Source organism: Oceanobacillus sp. AG (assembly GCF_009746545.1).
Classification (GTDB): domain Bacteria; phylum Bacillota; class Bacilli; order Bacillales; family Amphibacillaceae; genus Oceanobacillus; species Oceanobacillus indicireducens.
The window spans coordinates 63486-79020 of the sequence record NZ_WOWT01000002.1 but is presented as its reverse complement, the minus strand read 5'-3'; the positions used below and the strand labels follow the sequence as shown (position 1 = coordinate 79020).

Here is a 15535-nt window from a genome sequence, read left to right as displayed (position 1 = left end):
AAGACGCGGGAGGTGCAGTAACTTTTCGGTAAGGTTGGTTGACTAATGCCCAGAATACCTGTACCATTGTATTCGTATGTAAATAGACCTTCGTTAGGTAAGGCTCCTGTGTTGGAGATACGCTACTGCCCAAAAATGTCCAAAGACGCCAATGGGTCAACAGGAACCATCGACATAAGGTGGTTTTTAATGTAGCTGGATATGATTCCTATGCCACACAGTGCTAAAGCTCTACGATTGGAGGATATTTGATAAGCTTTTTTAACTGTGTTCGTAATCAGAACTCTTCTTAATTATGCTTTTTTCAATACACCTTCTAGCCGTAGAAGGTGTATTTTTATTTTTATGAACAAAGGCGCAAGCGCCCGTTTAGCAACGTACAAACTGGAGCACTCCGGAATGAGATAAAGGAAACATGCCCCTTTAGGGGTATGCCGATGTTGGGCTTTAGCCCGTATTTAAGCGGCCCTCCTTTAGTTTTGAGTTGATGTTGACTTATCGATTGGAGGAGTGTGAAGTTTGGGACTGCGCACTGCTCGTCCCACCAAAAGATCTGCTAGTTGCTGGGCGCTGGAGCCGGACGTGGCTAACCCTGGATACCTAAGATATCACAGCATTTTAATTTGTAGTTTCTTATATATTTAGAAAGGATGTGGGATAGATTGGATCTTATTCCCGAACCCAATTCGGAATCATATTTTTGTTGCATGATGGAAAAGTTAAAACAATTCAGGAGTCTATTCTCACATATTTTTTTATTTTAGTAGATTGACTCCTGTCAAAGGAGGAAATTACGATGGTTAAACTAACCAAAAAAACACGGGAACAATATACAAAATTAATTTTAGATACTTTAGATGCTGGCGATAAGGAAAAGTTTCGAGATACTTTCTTAGACTTACATCCATCCGATCAACTCGATATTTTCGTAAAATTGGATGGTGACGCTAGGTCGCGGGGGTATTCCTATCTTACACCAGGGGAATTTGCAGAGATTTTTGGCGGATTAGACATAAGCGACCAAAAGCTTTTCTTTTTAGAATTGGATGAAGACTACTCTATTCGTATGTTTAATCAAATGTTTACAGACGATGTTGTGAACTTTTTGACAGAAATTAATAGTGAACGAGCTGAAGATATTTTACTCCAAATGGATAAAGAAAAGGCCGAGAAGATAAAAGCTTTGCTGTCCTATGCTCCTAAAACTGCTGGAGCGATTATGACAAAAGAACTGATCAGTATCTCGTCTACAGATACTGCTGCCGATGTATTAGAGATGCTTAGAAAAGAGGCTCCAAGTGCCGAAAGTATTTATTATCTTTATGTAGTCGATTGTGAGGGAATACTAGTAGGGGTCGTCTCCTTGAGGGACTTGATCATCGCTGCTCCCGACGAGGTAATAAAAGATATTATGACTACAAGAACAGTGTCTGTTCCAGAGGATATGGATCAGGAAGATGTTGGCCGGATGATTAAGAAGTATGACTTTCTTGCCGCTCCTGTTGTTTCCAAAGATAATCATCTACTTGGTATTGTTACATTTGATGATGTCATGGATATCCTTGAAGAAGAAGTTACAGAAGACTTTGGAGAAATTTCAGCTACCAAAGGGGCCACAGATTTGACATTAAGTCCATTTACAGCCGCAAAAAAACGTGCGCCTTGGATTATCATTCTCATGCTCTTTGGATTAGTTACCGGTGGTGTAATCAGACAATTTGAGGAAACACTTGAAGCTGTCGTCGTGCTTGCTGCTTTTATTCCTATGATTATGGGTTCTGCGGGAAATATCGGAACGCAATCACTAGCTGTTGCAGTGCGTGGACTAGCACTTGAGACGATTGAAGACGGAGGATTCTGGAAAATGATTAGGCGGGAATTCAGTACAGGAATTCTAATTGGAATTATATGTATGGCACTGATCAGCGTTATGATTACCATTATATTTGGTAACTGGATGGTAGCATTAATTGTCGGTGTGTCCATCCTCTGTACATTCGGTATTTCGGCTGTCATTGGTTCAACTATCCCATTAATCATTAATAAACTAAAACTTGATCCAGCAATTGCATCCGGTCCTTTCATTACAACTGTTAATGACATAGTCGGTCTGCTTATTTATTTCTCAATTGCGACTTCTTTAATGGCGTATCTTTAACAAAGGCGCAGAGCGGACGTGGCTAGTCCTCTCATAAAAAGTAACCAACGAGCAGTGAATGTCCAGTTCAGCTGCTGTTGGTTACTTTTTTGTCCTAGTAATACATTAACGTCCATGTATACTCATTTTACAAATTCCCACGTTAAAGTACAACTTTTTATATCCATTTTTAACATCCGTCACAATTTGTTCACTTTTTATAGAGAGAGGGCTTTTTTCAATTCATCCGAGGAGTTGTTCCACATTTCTTCGTTGAATTCCCTTAAGTAATCACCCAACAGCTTTTTCGAATGGTCATCCATATGGTCGACGACAATCTTCCCTTTTAAAGATTGTTCCATATGTTTCACATGTTCGCCCATTGATTTATAGGCGCGCTTGATTTCCCGGTCGACACGAATCTCACTCGCAGCAACTCCGGCGTAATATGTTCCTTGATCATTGCGATCAAGGTTCACCCACACGATCCAGTACAGCTTCCCATTCGGCACTTCTTCTTTATTCGGTATCCATTTCACCCGGCGCTCGACATCACTCCGCGCATGCATCGCGGCCATGTCAACATATGCTTTATTTTCATTCGGGTCAACGATAATGGATGACATGTTTTCGAGGCTGATCACCCCAGCTCCATATCCACCGTGCCCGTCGGTTGAGTCATCTTTAATGATCGTAAAACGATTTTTCTTTTTCTTCTGTTCATCGTTCATTTGAATAACTCCCTTCCTGATATTTTAAGTTGGGACATGGGGTCAGAGCACCTGTCCCAATCTGGGACAAGTGCTCTGACCCCATGTCCCAGTCACGTGCTGCGTATTTGTTTGATGAATTGGTAGGCTTCGTTTATTTCTGCTTCGGTGAAGTTTTGTTTTGGTTTCATTTGGTGCAGTTTTTCAATCTGCTCGCGCTTATCCAGATGTTCAAAGAAAAGAATCGTGGATACGAGTTCGAGAAATCTGGAACTTCGCAACTGGAGCAGTTCCGTTTTATCCGTAATGTCTGGCATATCGAGGGTGAATTGCTTAAGAAAATCCTCTCCCGCCTTTGTGACATCATAATGATACTGGAAATAATTTGCTTTATCTTCCCGCGTCTCTTCTATAAATCCAAGATTACAAAGCTCCTCTACCCGTAAAGTCAGTTCTTCGGAATAAGGTCCGTAGAAATGAAATTGGTATTTCTCTTCGAACGGGACCGCAGATTTTTGTAAAATATAAATCATCTTCTGTAACTTTTTCCTCCCAGTGACTCCACCTGTCAACTGGAAAAAGTGAATTAATTTTGCATGGTTAATCAACATTGCTACTCTCTCCCTGCCCATAAAGAATTTCCAAAATCGCATTCCTAACCCGCTTGTCTGTCAGGGCCTTCAGCAAATCCTCGGGGAAATATAATTTATGATCGGTCCGTTTTTTCCCTGAAATGGATTCGACAATATCGGAATGCCGGGATAATTCCTTCAGATTCCCATTTGGCATCTGTAAGTGGATTGGCAACCGTTCTTCCTCTTCCCCAGGCCGGTAAAAATCATACGGCAAATCAGAGGAAGAATCAACGACTAAATAGTATTCCGGATCAATGCCCGCTTGCTTGAACAGCCTCATGAGTTCCATGTAGTCATTCATTTGCAAATTCGGATTGAATTCCACATATTTAAGCAACCGGCGATTCATAAACCGCTCACAGAGATCACTTAGAATAGCATCATCTTCCTCTTGCCAGAGGTGAAAATAGTACTGGACGATGGTTTCATCGAGTTTCACATAATCTGCTAGCGTTACATTTTCCTCGAAAAAGGAAATAAAATGAGTCGGTTCCAGTTTGAATTCATAATCCGGATCTTGGTAGAGCGCTTTTGCCCGCCCGAAGATTTTCGATAAAATTACCTCGGCACTGCGGGTAACCGGATGGAAATATACTTGCCAGTACATCTGATAACGGCTCATAATATAGTCTTCCACCGCATGCATCCCGGTCGATTTAATAACGACCTGATCTTCAATCGGACGCATGACACGCAAAATCCGTTCCATATCAAAATGACCGTAGCTCACTCCCGTATAATAGGCATCCCGCTGGAGATAATCCATCCGGTCCGCATCAATTTGACTGGAGATCAAGCTAACAACAAGTTGGTCTTCATATGTTTTCCCAATGACATCGGCAACACGGTTCGGAAAGTCAGGGCCCACCTTCTGTAAGACCTCATTTACTTTCGTATCCCCGACGATAATCGCTTGTGTGAAGTACTCGTGATCCAGTTTGAAAACCTTCTCGAAGGAATGGGAGAACGGACCGTGGCCTAAATCGTGAAGCAGTGCTGCAGAGAGGCATAGCAAGCGTTCTTCGTTATTCCAATGCTCGCGGCCTTTAAAATTATTAAGGATCCGCCGGACGATTTCATAGACCCCGAGGGAATGGTTGAAACGGCTATGTTCTGCACCATGGAAGGTCAGATTCGTTGTGCCAAGCTGTTTGATCCGTCGCAACCGCTGGAACTCTGGGGTAGCGATCAAATCCCAGATGACACGGTCCCGAACATGCACATACCGGTGAACCGGATCTTTAAAAACCTTCTCCTCTGATAATTGTTCATCTTTATATGCCAAATTTTCCACCCGTTTCTTTTCGGTCATTGTTCATTATATTATATAATAGATTCGTACAGGAAAAAAGGATAAGGAGATAACGATGAAAAATTGGGATGAAATAATAAATTATGAAACATTTCGCTATATAGATCATACCAAACTTAAGGAATTCGAGGGGAAACCGAATTCGGCAATCACTTCCTTTGCGATCGATGACTCGATTGCGACAGCGGTAAGTGAGAAAAAGTCCCCTCCTGCAATTCGGCTTTGGGCGCATCCGAAAACGATTGTACTCGGAATCCCGGATGGCAGGCTTCCTTTTATTGATGAAGGTGTTTCTTATTTGCAAAGCTTAGGATATCATGTGATGATACGGAATTCCGGTGGGCTTGCGGTGGCACTTGATGAACATGTGCTGAATTTATCCCTTGTCATACCCGATGTAAAGCATGTCTCCATTCACGATGCATATGACGCGATGTTCCAGTTCGTCCAGCATATGTTCCGCGATTTGACGGCAAATATTGCAGCGTACGAAATCGTCGGCTCTTATTGTCCCGGGGATTATGATTTAAGTATTAACGGGGTAAAATTCGCCGGCATCTCTCAGCGTCGGATTAAGGATGCTGCGGCAATTCAAATCTATTTGGATGTGAGTGGTGATAGTAAGAAGCGCGCACGTCATATTCAGAAGTTTTACAAGTTGAGCAAGAAAGATGAAGAAACAACATTCGTTTATCCTGAGGTGAAGCCAGAAGTGATGGGGTCCCTTTCTGAACTATTGAATTATCCGCTGACGGTCGAGGATGTGAAGCAGCGAACCCTTGATGCTTTAAAGGAATTGAGCGGTGAAATCATTACTACCGAGTTTTCAGAACTGGAAAAGGAAACCTTCATAAAAAGGTACGAACAAATGGTAAAACGAAATGAAAGAATTAAATAAAAGGATAGGGAGCGAGAAAAGGAAGGTGCAGCTGTTCGAGCGATTAGAGAGCTTGTAATCAAACGAACGAGAGAGGGTCACAGCTGTTCGAGCGATTAAAGAGCTTGTAATCAAATGAACAAGAGAGGATCACACTTGTTCGACCGATTAGAGAGATTGTAATCAAATGAACAAGAAGATTGTCACAGCCTTTCGAGCGACTAAAGGACGCCTAAGCTTCCAAATTCGTATCTCCTTCATGTGCGCAGAATTAAAAAGCAGTGAACCAACATATGGTCCACTGCTTGCATTATTTTTATAAAATACGAAATCAATATTCTACCAATCCCTTGTTCCGTCTGCTCGAGCTGATAAGCAAGCTGGGTCAGAGGTGTTCCCCACTTCAAGTGGGACAACACCTCTGACCCCATGTCCCAATTATGCTTGGGCGGCGGTGATGATTGCTAGTTTGTAGACGTCTTCTGTGCTACAGCCTCGGGATAGGTCGTTTACTGGTTTGTTCAATCCTTGTAGAATCGGTCCTACCGCTTCAAAGTTACCGAGACGTTCTGCGATTTTGTAGCCGATGTTTCCAGCTTCAAGGCTTGGGAATACAAAAACATTCGCGTCCCCTTTGATTTCTGAATCTGGAGCTTTTTTCGCGGCAACGCTTGGTACGAAGGCTGCGTCGAATTGGAATTCACCATCAATGACGAGCTCTGGATTATTTTCTTTCGCTATTTGAAGCGCCTCTGCTACACGCTCTGTTTCTTCTGATTTTGCCGATCCTTTTGTAGAGAAGCTTAGCATTGCTACACGTGGATCAATTCCGAAGAGATCTGCTGTGGTTGCACTTTCTGCGGCAATTTCTGCAAGATCGTTTGCGTCAGGTGCAATATTGATAGCACAGTCGGCAAATACATATTTTTCCTCATTTCGGACCATAATGAATACACCGGAAGTTTTCTTCACTCCAGGTCTTGTTTTGATGATTTGTAATGCAGGACGCACGGTGTCTGATGTGGAATGAACCGCTCCACTTACAAGACCATCTGCTTCTCCCTGATACACAAGCATCGTCCCGAAATAATTCTCGGTCTGTAAGATTTCTCTTGCGCTTTCCGGGGTGGCTTTTCCTTTACGGCGCTCGACAAAGGCATCCACCATCGCGGCGAATTCCGAATAATTCGTTGGGTCAACAATCTTACATCCGCTAATATCAAAGGATAAGGATGCTGCCTTGTCTTTAATTGCAGCTTCTTCTCCAATTAGTACAGGGGTAAGAATGCCCTCCCCCGCTAGCTTCGATGCTGCTTCAAGAATACGCTCATCTAAGCTTTCTGGGAATACAATTTTTTTATTTGCAGCTGATACTTTCGGTTTTAGTTGTTCGAATATATCGCTCATATTATTGCCTCCACTAAAATTGACTTTAATTTTATTTTACGCGATTCGACTTGAGATTTAAAGAAATAACCATTGAGGGAGTGCAGATATTCGACAAAGTAATGACAGACACGTTCCGAGGTGAATCAACATTCGTAAATATGTTATAGTAAAACCAGAATTCATTAATTTAAGGTAATGTTCAAATAGGAGGATAAAAAGGACCGAGGTCGGCTAAGAGCGCAACGTCCTGTTGCAACGCCGACACTAGCACGTCCTATGCGTCGAAATTCGAGGCGGCGAAGCTTTGAGCACCGGAATGTACGTCAGTAGGTACATGAGGAGCGAAAAAGCAAGCCAACGAAGAAGTTCGAAGTGTCATTTTTACCGGACTTTTTGAACAACCTCTATAAGGGAGAGATCATAATGGCTGAAGCAGTAGTAACCATGGATGGTTGGTGTAAGTTACATGATACACGTACTTTTGATTGGTCGACATGGAAATTAACATCAGAAGAAGAACGCAATGCGGCAATTCAAGAATTTCAAGAATTAATGAAGAAATGGGATGCTGTTGAAGCAGATAAAGCAGGCAGTCAATCCGTTTATAAAGTTATTGGAAACAAAGCAGATTTACTATTTATTTTCCTGCGTCCGACAATGGATGAGTTAGAAGAGATTAAGCGTGATATTAATAGATCAAAATTAGGTGATTTCCTTATCCCGAGTCATTCGTATGTGTCCATCGTCGAAATGACGATGCATAATCCAATGGAGGAAGGGAAAGACCGGGAGCTATCTCCTCAAGTTGAAGCAAGATTGAAACCAATTTTACCGAAATGGGAGTATGCTTGTTTCTATCCGATGAATCGTCGTCGCGAGCAAAATGCAAACTGGTTTGAAATTTCAAAAGCAGAACGTACTCGCCTGCTTTATGAGCATGGAATGACAGGTCGTAAGTATGCTGGAAAAGTAAAGGAAATTATTAGCGGATCTATTGGGCTTGATGAGTGGGAATGGTGTGTGACATTGTTTGCGCACGACCCATTGCAGTTCAAAAAGATTGTTTATGAAATGCGTTTTGATGAAGTGACGACAAAATACGGCGAATTTGGTGACTTCATCATCGGTGCATACTTGCCAAATGATGATTTCGCAGAATACTTTAGTTTATAAGAGTTTGTATCAAGGGTCCGGAACTTGAAATATAAGTTCCGGGCTTTTTTTGTCATCATTTTGCCCAACTCACATACATATAATTAGTGAATATTCATCCTGACTGTCCGAATGTTTATCATTAATCTTGTTTTATATGAGGAGGTTTTTCAAAATGAGTGAGGAAAAAGAAATAAATCAGAATCAAGAGGAACAAAGCTTTTATAATTATCCTAACCAGGTGTATTATCCGCAGCAACAACAGCAGACTTACGGATTCTACCCGATGTATCCTGCTGTTCGGCAAATGACACCCCCGCAGCAACAAGCAGGAAGCCATGGCATGCTTCCGCTCCAGCAATCGTATATTGAAAATATTTTACGTTTAAATCGCGGGAAAATGGCAACCGTCCATATGACATTTGAAGGGAATAATAGCCGTACTTTTACGGGGATCATCGAAGCTGCGGGGAGAGATCATATTATCTTAAGCGAAGAAGGAACCGGCCGTCGCGTGCTTTTACTCATGGTCTACTTGGATTATGTCACCTTTAACGAAGAAATCAACTACGACTACCCCTTCGCCGCAACGGGTCAACAATTAGCCAACTTCCCACCACGATAAAAACAATAAAGGCGCAGATTCGGACGTGGCTAGCCCTGGATACCTCCTAGGTTAGCCACAGCATTTTTATTTCATCGTACGCTATGCAATAAAATAGGATGGCAAGTTAATTTGCCATCCTCATCTTTCAATAAAGGGGTGAAACCCGTGAAACAGACATATGAAAAAGTTATACAGATTGAGCTCCTAACGTTAGGCCTGTCCGTTGTGCTTGGTTTCATCGCCCTTTTCCAAAGTTCTATCTTCCTTGTCATTTTTTCCTTTTATCTGCTTAGCATTAGCTTAATTTGTGACGCATACAGCCATCAGTACACTTCGTCCCGCATGCTTCAAGGGAAGAAGCAACTCATTCGCGCGGTTGTCATCCTCCTGCTCGCAAGCTCACTCTTCTTTTTATAAATGTTTCAGAACCGCTGTTCCAAGCAGGACCCAACCAACAAGGAAGGAAACCCCGCCAAATGGAGTAATCATCGCAAGTGTCCGAACGCCTGTCGTGGAATATAAGTACAAGCTTCCAGAAAACAGTACGATTCCAAGAACAAACATCCAGCCTGCCCACGTAATACTTGCCGCCTGGACTTTCAACATTAAGATTCCCGTTGCTAGAATCGCTGACGTATGGAACATTTGATAATTAACGGCTTTTTCCCATGTCTCCAATTGCTTTTCCGTAAGTCTACCTTCAAGGCCGTGCGCACCAAAGGCTCCTAAAGCAACGGCCAGAAATCCGTTAATGACACCAACTAGTAACAATGCTTTCATTTTTTCTTATCTCCTTTAAAAGTCAAAAATTGAATCACCATTTGCTCCATCATGATCAATCGTAGCAGGTGCGTTCTGATTCTCTATTACAGTACTCTTCTTCTCCCCAAGCATTGCCTTAATTTCTTGTTCGGAAAACGTATTTTGTGATTGGGATGCTTGGACCTCCCGAACCGGCTCGCCTGCTTCTTCAAGAAATAGTTCAGAGAGCAATTTAATATTATTTATATGCTGAAGGAAATCTTGACCATCCTGTTCCTTAGCTATCGCAGTGTTAAGTTCCTTCATCATTTTAGTTAAGACTGTTCGATTCTCCATGCTCATCCTGTCACTCCTTTAAGTGTTCTGCAGTTCCTTCCATTATAGCACGAGTTGTGCGCTGGATGAACTTGAGAGATAAACAAAGGAGCTGAGCGGACGTGGCTATCGCTAGCAATTCCAGTCATCCCCAGCATCTTTAATTTTTAATTTCCGACACACAAAAAAGCCTCAGCTTACCGCTAAGACTCCTGCTCGGATTTATGAGGTCTGCTTGCTGCCCCTAATTGCTGCTCCTCTAGATACCGATTGTAAAGCCATGACAAAAATTCCAGTTCTCTTTGCTCTAGCGCTCTCCCTAGGACTATTTCCGTGTTTAAGCAAAACTGATTGTATTCTTCCAAAGCTTTACTTCCCCCTTTGAAAGGTCGATTGTTTGGGTCAATTATAAAGTACATTATAGCCTTTTTCAAGAACTTTACAGAAAAAAAAGAACCGGCTGATGATTCAACCAGTTCTCGTTAAGTTTATTCTTGACTCTCCAGTTTTGACTCCAGTTCTGTGATTCGTGCGTGCAAGGCGGCAATGTCCTCTTTTGTAGCAAGACCTAAGTCCTCAGCAGCTCTGCGTTTCTGGTCGTCTTGTTTCTGTGACCATTCTTCCGTTTTTTGTTCTCCTTTTTCAATGAAGTCATTCATCATTTGTTTCGCTTGCTCTTGGGAGATCTCATTTTTAGAAACGAGTTCGTCTAGCTTACTTTCCAGCTTTTCTTTACTTGCAATTGCAGCACCAAGTCCTAGTAAGAAGCCTTTCTTTAAGTAATCTGTCATCAATTACACCCCCTTTTTATTTTGCTTGCGTATCATTCTACGATGGAATAGTAATAGGATATTCAATAAAACAAAAAAAATTACGGCAATGGTCCAACCTGTATAGCGAATAGCAGCTTCATCGATCGCATAGCTGTACACGCTGATTAATGTTCCTACTACTACCATAATAAAGGAAAAAACCTCTAACAGTAAATAGTATTGATGCTTCATTTTTATCTGATTCTTTTCTTTATCCCAGACCCGGTCCCGTTCTCCGCTTTCTAAGAAATTAAGTAGAGCCCGCGGGTAAGACAACAACGGATCAGTCGCACGTCTCACATACTGCTTGGTAACAGATTCGACGATACTCTTCGTGCCGAACCAGTCCTTAATCTCATCTTTCCCCCATTTCACGATATCAATTTCCGGATTAATGGTATATAATATCCCAACGACGATCGATATCGCTCGGAGCAGATAAGCATAATCGGCAGGAAGCTGGATTGGCTGTTCTTTTACAATCTCGCTTATCTCGTCGAATACTTGATTTATCGCCTGTCTATCTAAATTTTTTAATGAAACATCGGAATACATTTCAACGGCATCAATCAACACTTCTTTAATTTTCTTCTTATTCGCGTTCGGGAGGAGGAAATTCATTTTATCCAATGCATCAATGACAATTTCATAATTATCGATAATAAATCCTTGGATGAGCAGTTTAAAATTTTCAGTATCCTGTTTCTTAATCTCTCCAATCATTCCGAAATCAATGATCGCAACGGTACCGTCCTCACGCAGCAGGATGTTTCCCGCATGGGGATCTGCATGAAATTTACCAGGATTCAGGAATTGATCGATGTAAAAGTCGAAAAGATTCTTGGATATCTGTTCCCGGTTCAGGTGATGTTCCGCGAAGAATGCAGTATCCGTAATTTTTTCCCCATGAATCCATTCCATCACAAGGATACGTTTCGTACATTGTTCTTCATAAAAGTGTGGAATATGAATATTCTCCATATCACCATAGCGTCTTTTAAAATACTTTCCGAATTCAAGCTCCTGCCCGTAGTCAAGTTCACGTTCCATGACGGTGACCAGTTCATGATACAGTGCTGTTAAATCAGCTTTCTTCCCAAAGTTTGTAAACACTTTAAGAATCCAGAACACCATCCGCAGTGCGACAAAATCTTTATGGAATACTTCTTCAATCCGGTGGCGCCTTACTTTGATTGCAACTTCTTGGTCATTTTTTAAAATACCGTAATAGACTTCACCAATCGATGCAGAGGCGACTGATTGTTTCTTAATATATTTCACATGTTCATATATGTTCTCTCCCCAGTCTTCCCGGAGAATCTTTTCCGCATATTCAAAAGGCATTGACGGCACATGGTCGACAAGGCCGGTTAACTCTTGGATGAAGACATCAGGAAGAAAGTCGGTTCTTGTACTTAAGAATTGTCCCACTTTAATGAGTACGCCGCCGAGGTTTTCTGCTTTCTCCCGGTACTTCTTCCCGAGCTCTTCAAGCAGTTTGTTCCATTTCTTATTCGTCTGCTCATCCCATACGGAATGAAGGAGCAGGAATAGATATATTCTCGTTATAAATGAAATCGTAAGGGTGATAATTACTAAATAGCGATAAAGGAAATTATATTTGAGCAGCTTCCGCAAATGAACCACCTCTGTTCCTATCTTCCCTACTTTCACCTTATCTTAATCATCCGATTTACACAAACCTAAACTGAAACTTTAATCAATGTGGGTTTTGCTTCATTTCCCTCTGATTGTTAGTTGAATGAATCAGGGTTTTAGCGTCCGTTATCCCTCTCCAAACTTCCTTGGCATGACCTGGAGTTTTTGTGGTAGGAGTTTTACGAACAGTTACATCGGAGCAGAAGTTAGAATTCACTGAAATTTTATTCAGCTATTGCATGTTTTATCAGCCAGATGTATAATTATGCAGTACGTTAATTTGGAGGATGAAAAAATGTTAAAAGGATACACATGGAAGAACTATTTATTATTCATTATCCCTTCCTTGATCGGGATTCTTTTATTTATTACCCCGATTTCAACTAGTGACGGGACGACGATTCCAATTGCATTACTTGCGGGATTTATCGAGGATGCACTTGCACCTTATCTATCACTAATTATGTTGCTGATCATCTTGATTACTGCAATCTGTACAATAATCGGCTTTGTATCGCAAGGTAAAGTTTATGCACGAACACCTTTCTTCAAGCAATTATTTACTACTTCATTATTCTGGACGATTACCCGGACGATTGCTGCCGTGTTTGCGATCATGGTCTATTTCAAACTGGGACATGAGGCATTTTATAGCCCGGACACCGGTGGAACATTACTTAATGGTTTATTGCATACGTTATTCGCGGTTTTCTTGTTTGCCGGATTATTTTTGCCATTATTGACGAACTTTGGCTTACTTGAGTTCTTCGGTTCATTGATGACGAAAATTATGCGTCCTGTATTTAAACTTCCGGGACGGTCTTCGATTGACGCACTCGCTTCATGGGTTGGAGATGGGACAATCGGAGTACTACTAACAAGCAAGCAATATGAAGACGGCTTTTATACGAAGCGGGAAGCGACGGTAATCGGGACAACGTTTTCCATCGTGTCGATTACATTTTCTTTAGTTGTATTATCCGAAGTCGGACTGGAGCATATGTTTGTTCCTTATTACATCACAATTGTGATTGCCGGCGTTGTTGCTGCACTGATCATGCCGCGAATTCCACCGCTTTCACGAAAAAAGGATAGCTATATCGACGGAAGTAACGATGTTCTTGATGAAACCATTCCTGAAGGATATAACGTGTTGAGTTACGGTCTGAAAAATGCGCTGGAACGTGCAAAGAAAGAAACGAATGCGTCTAAATTCTTTAAAGAGGGCTTCCAAAACATTTTAGATATGTGGATGGGGGTTGCTCCTGTTGTGATGGCATTCGGTCTGATTGCACTTATCATCGCCGAATATACACCATTCTTCAGTTGGATCGGAACACCGTTTATCCCGCTCTTAGAACTTATGCAAGTACCAAATGCTGTGGAAGCATCCGAAACGATTCTAATCGGTTTTGCGGATATGTTCTTACCGGCAATTATCGGTTCCGGTATTGAGTCAGAGATGACACGATTCATCATTGCCGCTTTATCTGTGACCCAGTTGATCTACCTATCCGAAGTCGGAGGATTATTACTAGGTTCCAAAATTCCAGTTTCCTTCATCGACCTAGTCGTCATCTTCTTATTACGGACGATCATCACACTCCCAATCATCACACTAATCGCACACCTCTTGTTTTAGAAATCGGGACAGAGGGTCAGAGCAGTTGTCCCTCCTTTTGAGCGGGACATGGGGTCAGAGCAGTTGTCCCTCCTTTTGAGCGGGACATGGGGTCAGAGCAGTTGTCCCTCCTTTTGAGCGGGACATGGGGTCAGAGCAGTTGTCCCAGTGAGCTAAGTGAACGGGAGACTCTCATCCCTTCACTTCCGGGATTAAAAAATGAAGAAAGCAGTGGACCATCACCCGGTTCACTGCTTTCTTCATTTTTTGTAAAGATTATAGGAATCCCGTATCGGGACAGTGCCTCTGACCCCGCTGTCCCAGATCTCGAATTGGGACAGTGTCTCTGACCCACTGTCCCAGATCTTAATTTAACCCCCTGTCCCAGATCTTAATTTAGTTTTTCTCTTAGGAGGGTGGTGCGGCCTTCGATTAGTGGTTGGAAGATGCCGAGTACTGGTTTCCATGCTAAGAGATAGACGATTCCTGCTGAGATGGCGGCAAGGCCAATGAGGTCGAGTGGACTGTCGACAGAAAATAATCCCGCTTCACGGAAGTATTGGATAAAGAATCCGTGTAATAAATAGACGTAGATTGTCCGGGCTCCAAGATGGGTAACCCCTTTTATCCGTTGTTGCGGAATCCAGGCAAGGACGCTTATAACCATCAATGCCGACCCTGCATAGACGAGCAGACGAACAATTCCTCCATAGTTCTCCACCCCTAAATCACCATACGATTTCGAAGCAAGCAACCAACCGGTATTAATTTCCGGTAAATAATAGATTAAGAAGGCGAACACCGCCATAATGACAATTCCCGCTATTTTGACAGATCTCTTTTTCACAAGCATGAATTGCTCTTCCGTAAGCCAGTAGCCAATTAGGAAAAATGGGAAAAAGACAAATGTCCGCGACAAACTTAATGTATGGCCAATCTCGCCAAAGTAACCGACCACAATCCCAATCAGTAAAGCGATGCTAATACCTAGCATTGGTTTTAGCTTCTTAAATTGTTCGAGTAATATGTGCCAGCAAAATAGGCTTATTAGGAACCAGAGCGACCATTGCGGGTAAAATAAGCTCGCCTGCCAGTCCGCTTTACCAATAAGGTAATAATAGCCAGTGTACAACATCTGGAAAATAAGGTATGGCAGAAGTAATTTATTTACGAGTTTCCAAATATATTTGCTATCCCCTGCCCCCCTTGCAAAGAAACCGGAGATTAAAATAAAGGCAGGCATATGGAAAATATAGACCCATGTATATAATGTGTTCATACCAAGTGAATCCGTTGCGAACGGTTGAATCAAATGACCAAATACAACGAGGAAGATCAATATCGTTCTAGCATTATCAAAATACGCATTTCTTTCCATTGTTCTTCATCCTTTTTGTTCATGATTATTTTATTCGTCACTAAAACCATTGTACCCGCTACAGCCCCAAATAGCTGGAATGATGCGGCGTTTTCATTGTTTTGTTAGCCTCATGTAAACTAGATGACAAAATGTAATATTTTTGAAATCAAAAAAAACCATCCCTATG

Annotated in this window: 15 protein-coding genes and 1 riboswitch; of the genes, 6 read left to right on the top strand and 9 right to left on the bottom strand. The window is 41.9% G+C overall.

Annotated elements, in window-relative coordinates; translation table 11 throughout:
* The first annotated feature begins 82 nt into the window (after window positions 1-82).
* Window positions 83-249, top strand: a riboswitch (M-box (ykoK) riboswitch).
* Between the two features lie 547 nt (window positions 250-796).
* The gene (gene mgtE, locus GN217_RS00365) at window positions 797-2158 is read left to right on the top strand and encodes a magnesium transporter (RefSeq protein ID WP_156854197.1); all 1362 of its coding nucleotides are present in this window, start codon (window positions 797-799) and stop codon (window positions 2156-2158) included.
* 197 nt (window positions 2159-2355) lie between these two features.
* Here mgtE and GN217_RS00360 read toward each other — a convergent pair whose 3' ends face one another.
* The 3 genes from GN217_RS00360 to GN217_RS00350 all read right to left on the bottom strand — a co-directional run bounded on the left by GN217_RS00360 (window position 2356) and on the right by GN217_RS00350 (window position 4767).
* A complete protein-coding gene (locus GN217_RS00360) occupies window positions 2356-2868 on the bottom strand; it encodes a YwhD family protein (protein ID WP_156854195.1) in 513 nt (170 codons plus the stop codon).
* Between the two features lie 92 nt (window positions 2869-2960).
* Window positions 2961-3458 (bottom strand): YwgA family protein, encoded by a 498-nt coding sequence (locus GN217_RS00355; RefSeq protein WP_156854193.1) that lies wholly within the window; start codon window positions 3456-3458, stop codon window positions 2961-2963.
* Window positions 3448-4767: an HD domain-containing protein gene (locus tag GN217_RS00350; RefSeq protein WP_156854191.1), complete on the bottom strand. Its 1320-nt coding sequence runs from the start codon at window positions 4765-4767 to the stop codon at window positions 3448-3450. Before GN217_RS00350 ends, GN217_RS00355 begins: the two co-directional genes overlap by 11 nt.
* An 82-nt stretch (window positions 4768-4849) precedes the next feature.
* Between GN217_RS00350 and GN217_RS00345 the strand changes: the two genes are divergently transcribed.
* Window positions 4850-5692, top strand: coding sequence for a lipoate--protein ligase family protein (locus tag GN217_RS00345; protein WP_156854189.1), 843 nt, complete (start codon window positions 4850-4852; stop codon window positions 5690-5692).
* A 417-nt stretch (window positions 5693-6109) separates the two neighbouring features.
* Here the strand turns inward: GN217_RS00345 and pta are convergent, their stop codons facing one another.
* Window positions 6110-7078: a phosphate acetyltransferase gene (gene pta, locus GN217_RS00340; RefSeq protein WP_156854187.1), complete on the bottom strand. Its 969-nt coding sequence runs from the start codon at window positions 7076-7078 to the stop codon at window positions 6110-6112.
* Window positions 7079-7483: 405 nt separating this feature from the next.
* Here pta and hemQ point away from each other — a divergent pair, with 405 nt between their 5' ends.
* The 3 genes from hemQ to GN217_RS00325 all read left to right on the top strand — a co-directional run bounded on the left by hemQ (window position 7484) and on the right by GN217_RS00325 (window position 9236).
* Window positions 7484-8233: a hydrogen peroxide-dependent heme synthase gene (gene hemQ / locus GN217_RS00335; RefSeq protein WP_156854185.1), complete on the top strand. Its 750-nt coding sequence runs from the start codon at window positions 7484-7486 to the stop codon at window positions 8231-8233.
* Window positions 8234-8387: 154 nt separating this feature from the next.
* Window positions 8388-8837, top strand: coding sequence for a spore coat protein GerQ (gerQ, locus tag GN217_RS00330; RefSeq protein WP_156854183.1), 450 nt, complete (start codon window positions 8388-8390; stop codon window positions 8835-8837).
* A gap of 147 nt (window positions 8838-8984) precedes the next feature.
* Window positions 8985-9236 (top strand): hypothetical protein, encoded by a 252-nt coding sequence (locus GN217_RS00325; protein ID WP_156854181.1) that lies wholly within the window; start codon window positions 8985-8987, stop codon window positions 9234-9236.
* Here GN217_RS00325 and GN217_RS00320 read toward each other — a convergent pair.
* The 4 genes from GN217_RS00320 to GN217_RS00305 form a co-directional block, all read right to left on the bottom strand.
* A complete protein-coding gene (locus GN217_RS00320) occupies window positions 9231-9599 on the bottom strand; it encodes a DUF423 domain-containing protein (protein ID WP_156854179.1) in 369 nt (122 codons plus the stop codon). The genes GN217_RS00325 and GN217_RS00320 overlap by 6 nt on opposite strands.
* A 15-nt stretch (window positions 9600-9614) precedes the next feature.
* Window positions 9615-9917: a YwdI family protein gene (locus tag GN217_RS00315; protein ID WP_156854177.1), complete on the bottom strand. Its 303-nt coding sequence runs from the start codon at window positions 9915-9917 to the stop codon at window positions 9615-9617.
* 467 nt (window positions 9918-10384) lie between these two features.
* On the bottom strand, window positions 10385-10687 hold the full coding sequence (locus tag GN217_RS00310; protein ID WP_156854175.1) for a phasin family protein: 303 nt from the start codon (window positions 10685-10687) through the stop codon (window positions 10385-10387).
* A 3-nt stretch (window positions 10688-10690) separates the two neighbouring features.
* Window positions 10691-12346: an ABC1 kinase family protein gene (locus tag GN217_RS00305; RefSeq protein WP_156854173.1), complete on the bottom strand. Its 1656-nt coding sequence runs from the start codon at window positions 12344-12346 to the stop codon at window positions 10691-10693.
* Between the two features lie 316 nt (window positions 12347-12662).
* Between GN217_RS00305 and GN217_RS00300 the strand changes: the two genes are divergently transcribed.
* Window positions 12663-14009, top strand: a complete 1347-nt coding sequence (locus GN217_RS00300; RefSeq protein ID WP_156854171.1) for a YjiH family protein — start codon at window positions 12663-12665, stop codon at window positions 14007-14009.
* A 370-nt stretch (window positions 14010-14379) separates the two neighbouring features.
* Here the strand turns inward: GN217_RS00300 and GN217_RS00295 are convergent, their stop codons facing one another.
* Window positions 14380-15366: an acyltransferase family protein gene (locus GN217_RS00295; RefSeq protein WP_156854169.1), complete on the bottom strand. Its 987-nt coding sequence runs from the start codon at window positions 15364-15366 to the stop codon at window positions 14380-14382.
* Window positions 15367-15535 lie beyond the last annotated feature (169 nt).

Excerpts from the sequence above, each read along its gene's own strand:
- mgtE (WP_156854197.1), top strand. The coding sequence starts at position 797 with ATGGTTAAACTAACCAAAAAAACACGGGAACAATATACAAAATTAATT.
- GN217_RS00360 (WP_156854195.1), bottom strand. The coding sequence starts at position 2,868 with ATGAACGATGAACAGAAGAAAAAGAAAAATCGTTTTACGATCATTAAA.
- GN217_RS00355 (WP_156854193.1), bottom strand. The coding sequence starts at position 3,458 with ATGTTGATTAACCATGCAAAATTAATTCACTTTTTCCAGTTGACAGGT.
- GN217_RS00345 (WP_156854189.1), top strand. The coding sequence starts at position 4,850 with ATGAAAAATTGGGATGAAATAATAAATTATGAAACATTTCGCTATATA.
- pta (WP_156854187.1), bottom strand. The coding sequence starts at position 7,078 with ATGAGCGATATATTCGAACAACTAAAACCGAAAGTATCAGCTGCAAAT.
- hemQ (WP_156854185.1), top strand. The coding sequence starts at position 7,484 with ATGGCTGAAGCAGTAGTAACCATGGATGGTTGGTGTAAGTTACATGAT.
- gerQ (WP_156854183.1), top strand. The coding sequence starts at position 8,388 with ATGAGTGAGGAAAAAGAAATAAATCAGAATCAAGAGGAACAAAGCTTT.
- GN217_RS00320 (WP_156854179.1), bottom strand. The coding sequence starts at position 9,599 with ATGAAAGCATTGTTACTAGTTGGTGTCATTAACGGATTTCTGGCCGTT.
- GN217_RS00315 (WP_156854177.1), bottom strand. The coding sequence starts at position 9,917 with ATGGAGAATCGAACAGTCTTAACTAAAATGATGAAGGAACTTAACACT.
- GN217_RS00310 (WP_156854175.1), bottom strand. The coding sequence starts at position 10,687 with ATGACAGATTACTTAAAGAAAGGCTTCTTACTAGGACTTGGTGCTGCA.
- GN217_RS00300 (WP_156854171.1), top strand. The coding sequence starts at position 12,663 with ATGTTAAAAGGATACACATGGAAGAACTATTTATTATTCATTATCCCT.
- GN217_RS00295 (WP_156854169.1), bottom strand. The coding sequence starts at position 15,366 with ATGGAAAGAAATGCGTATTTTGATAATGCTAGAACGATATTGATCTTC.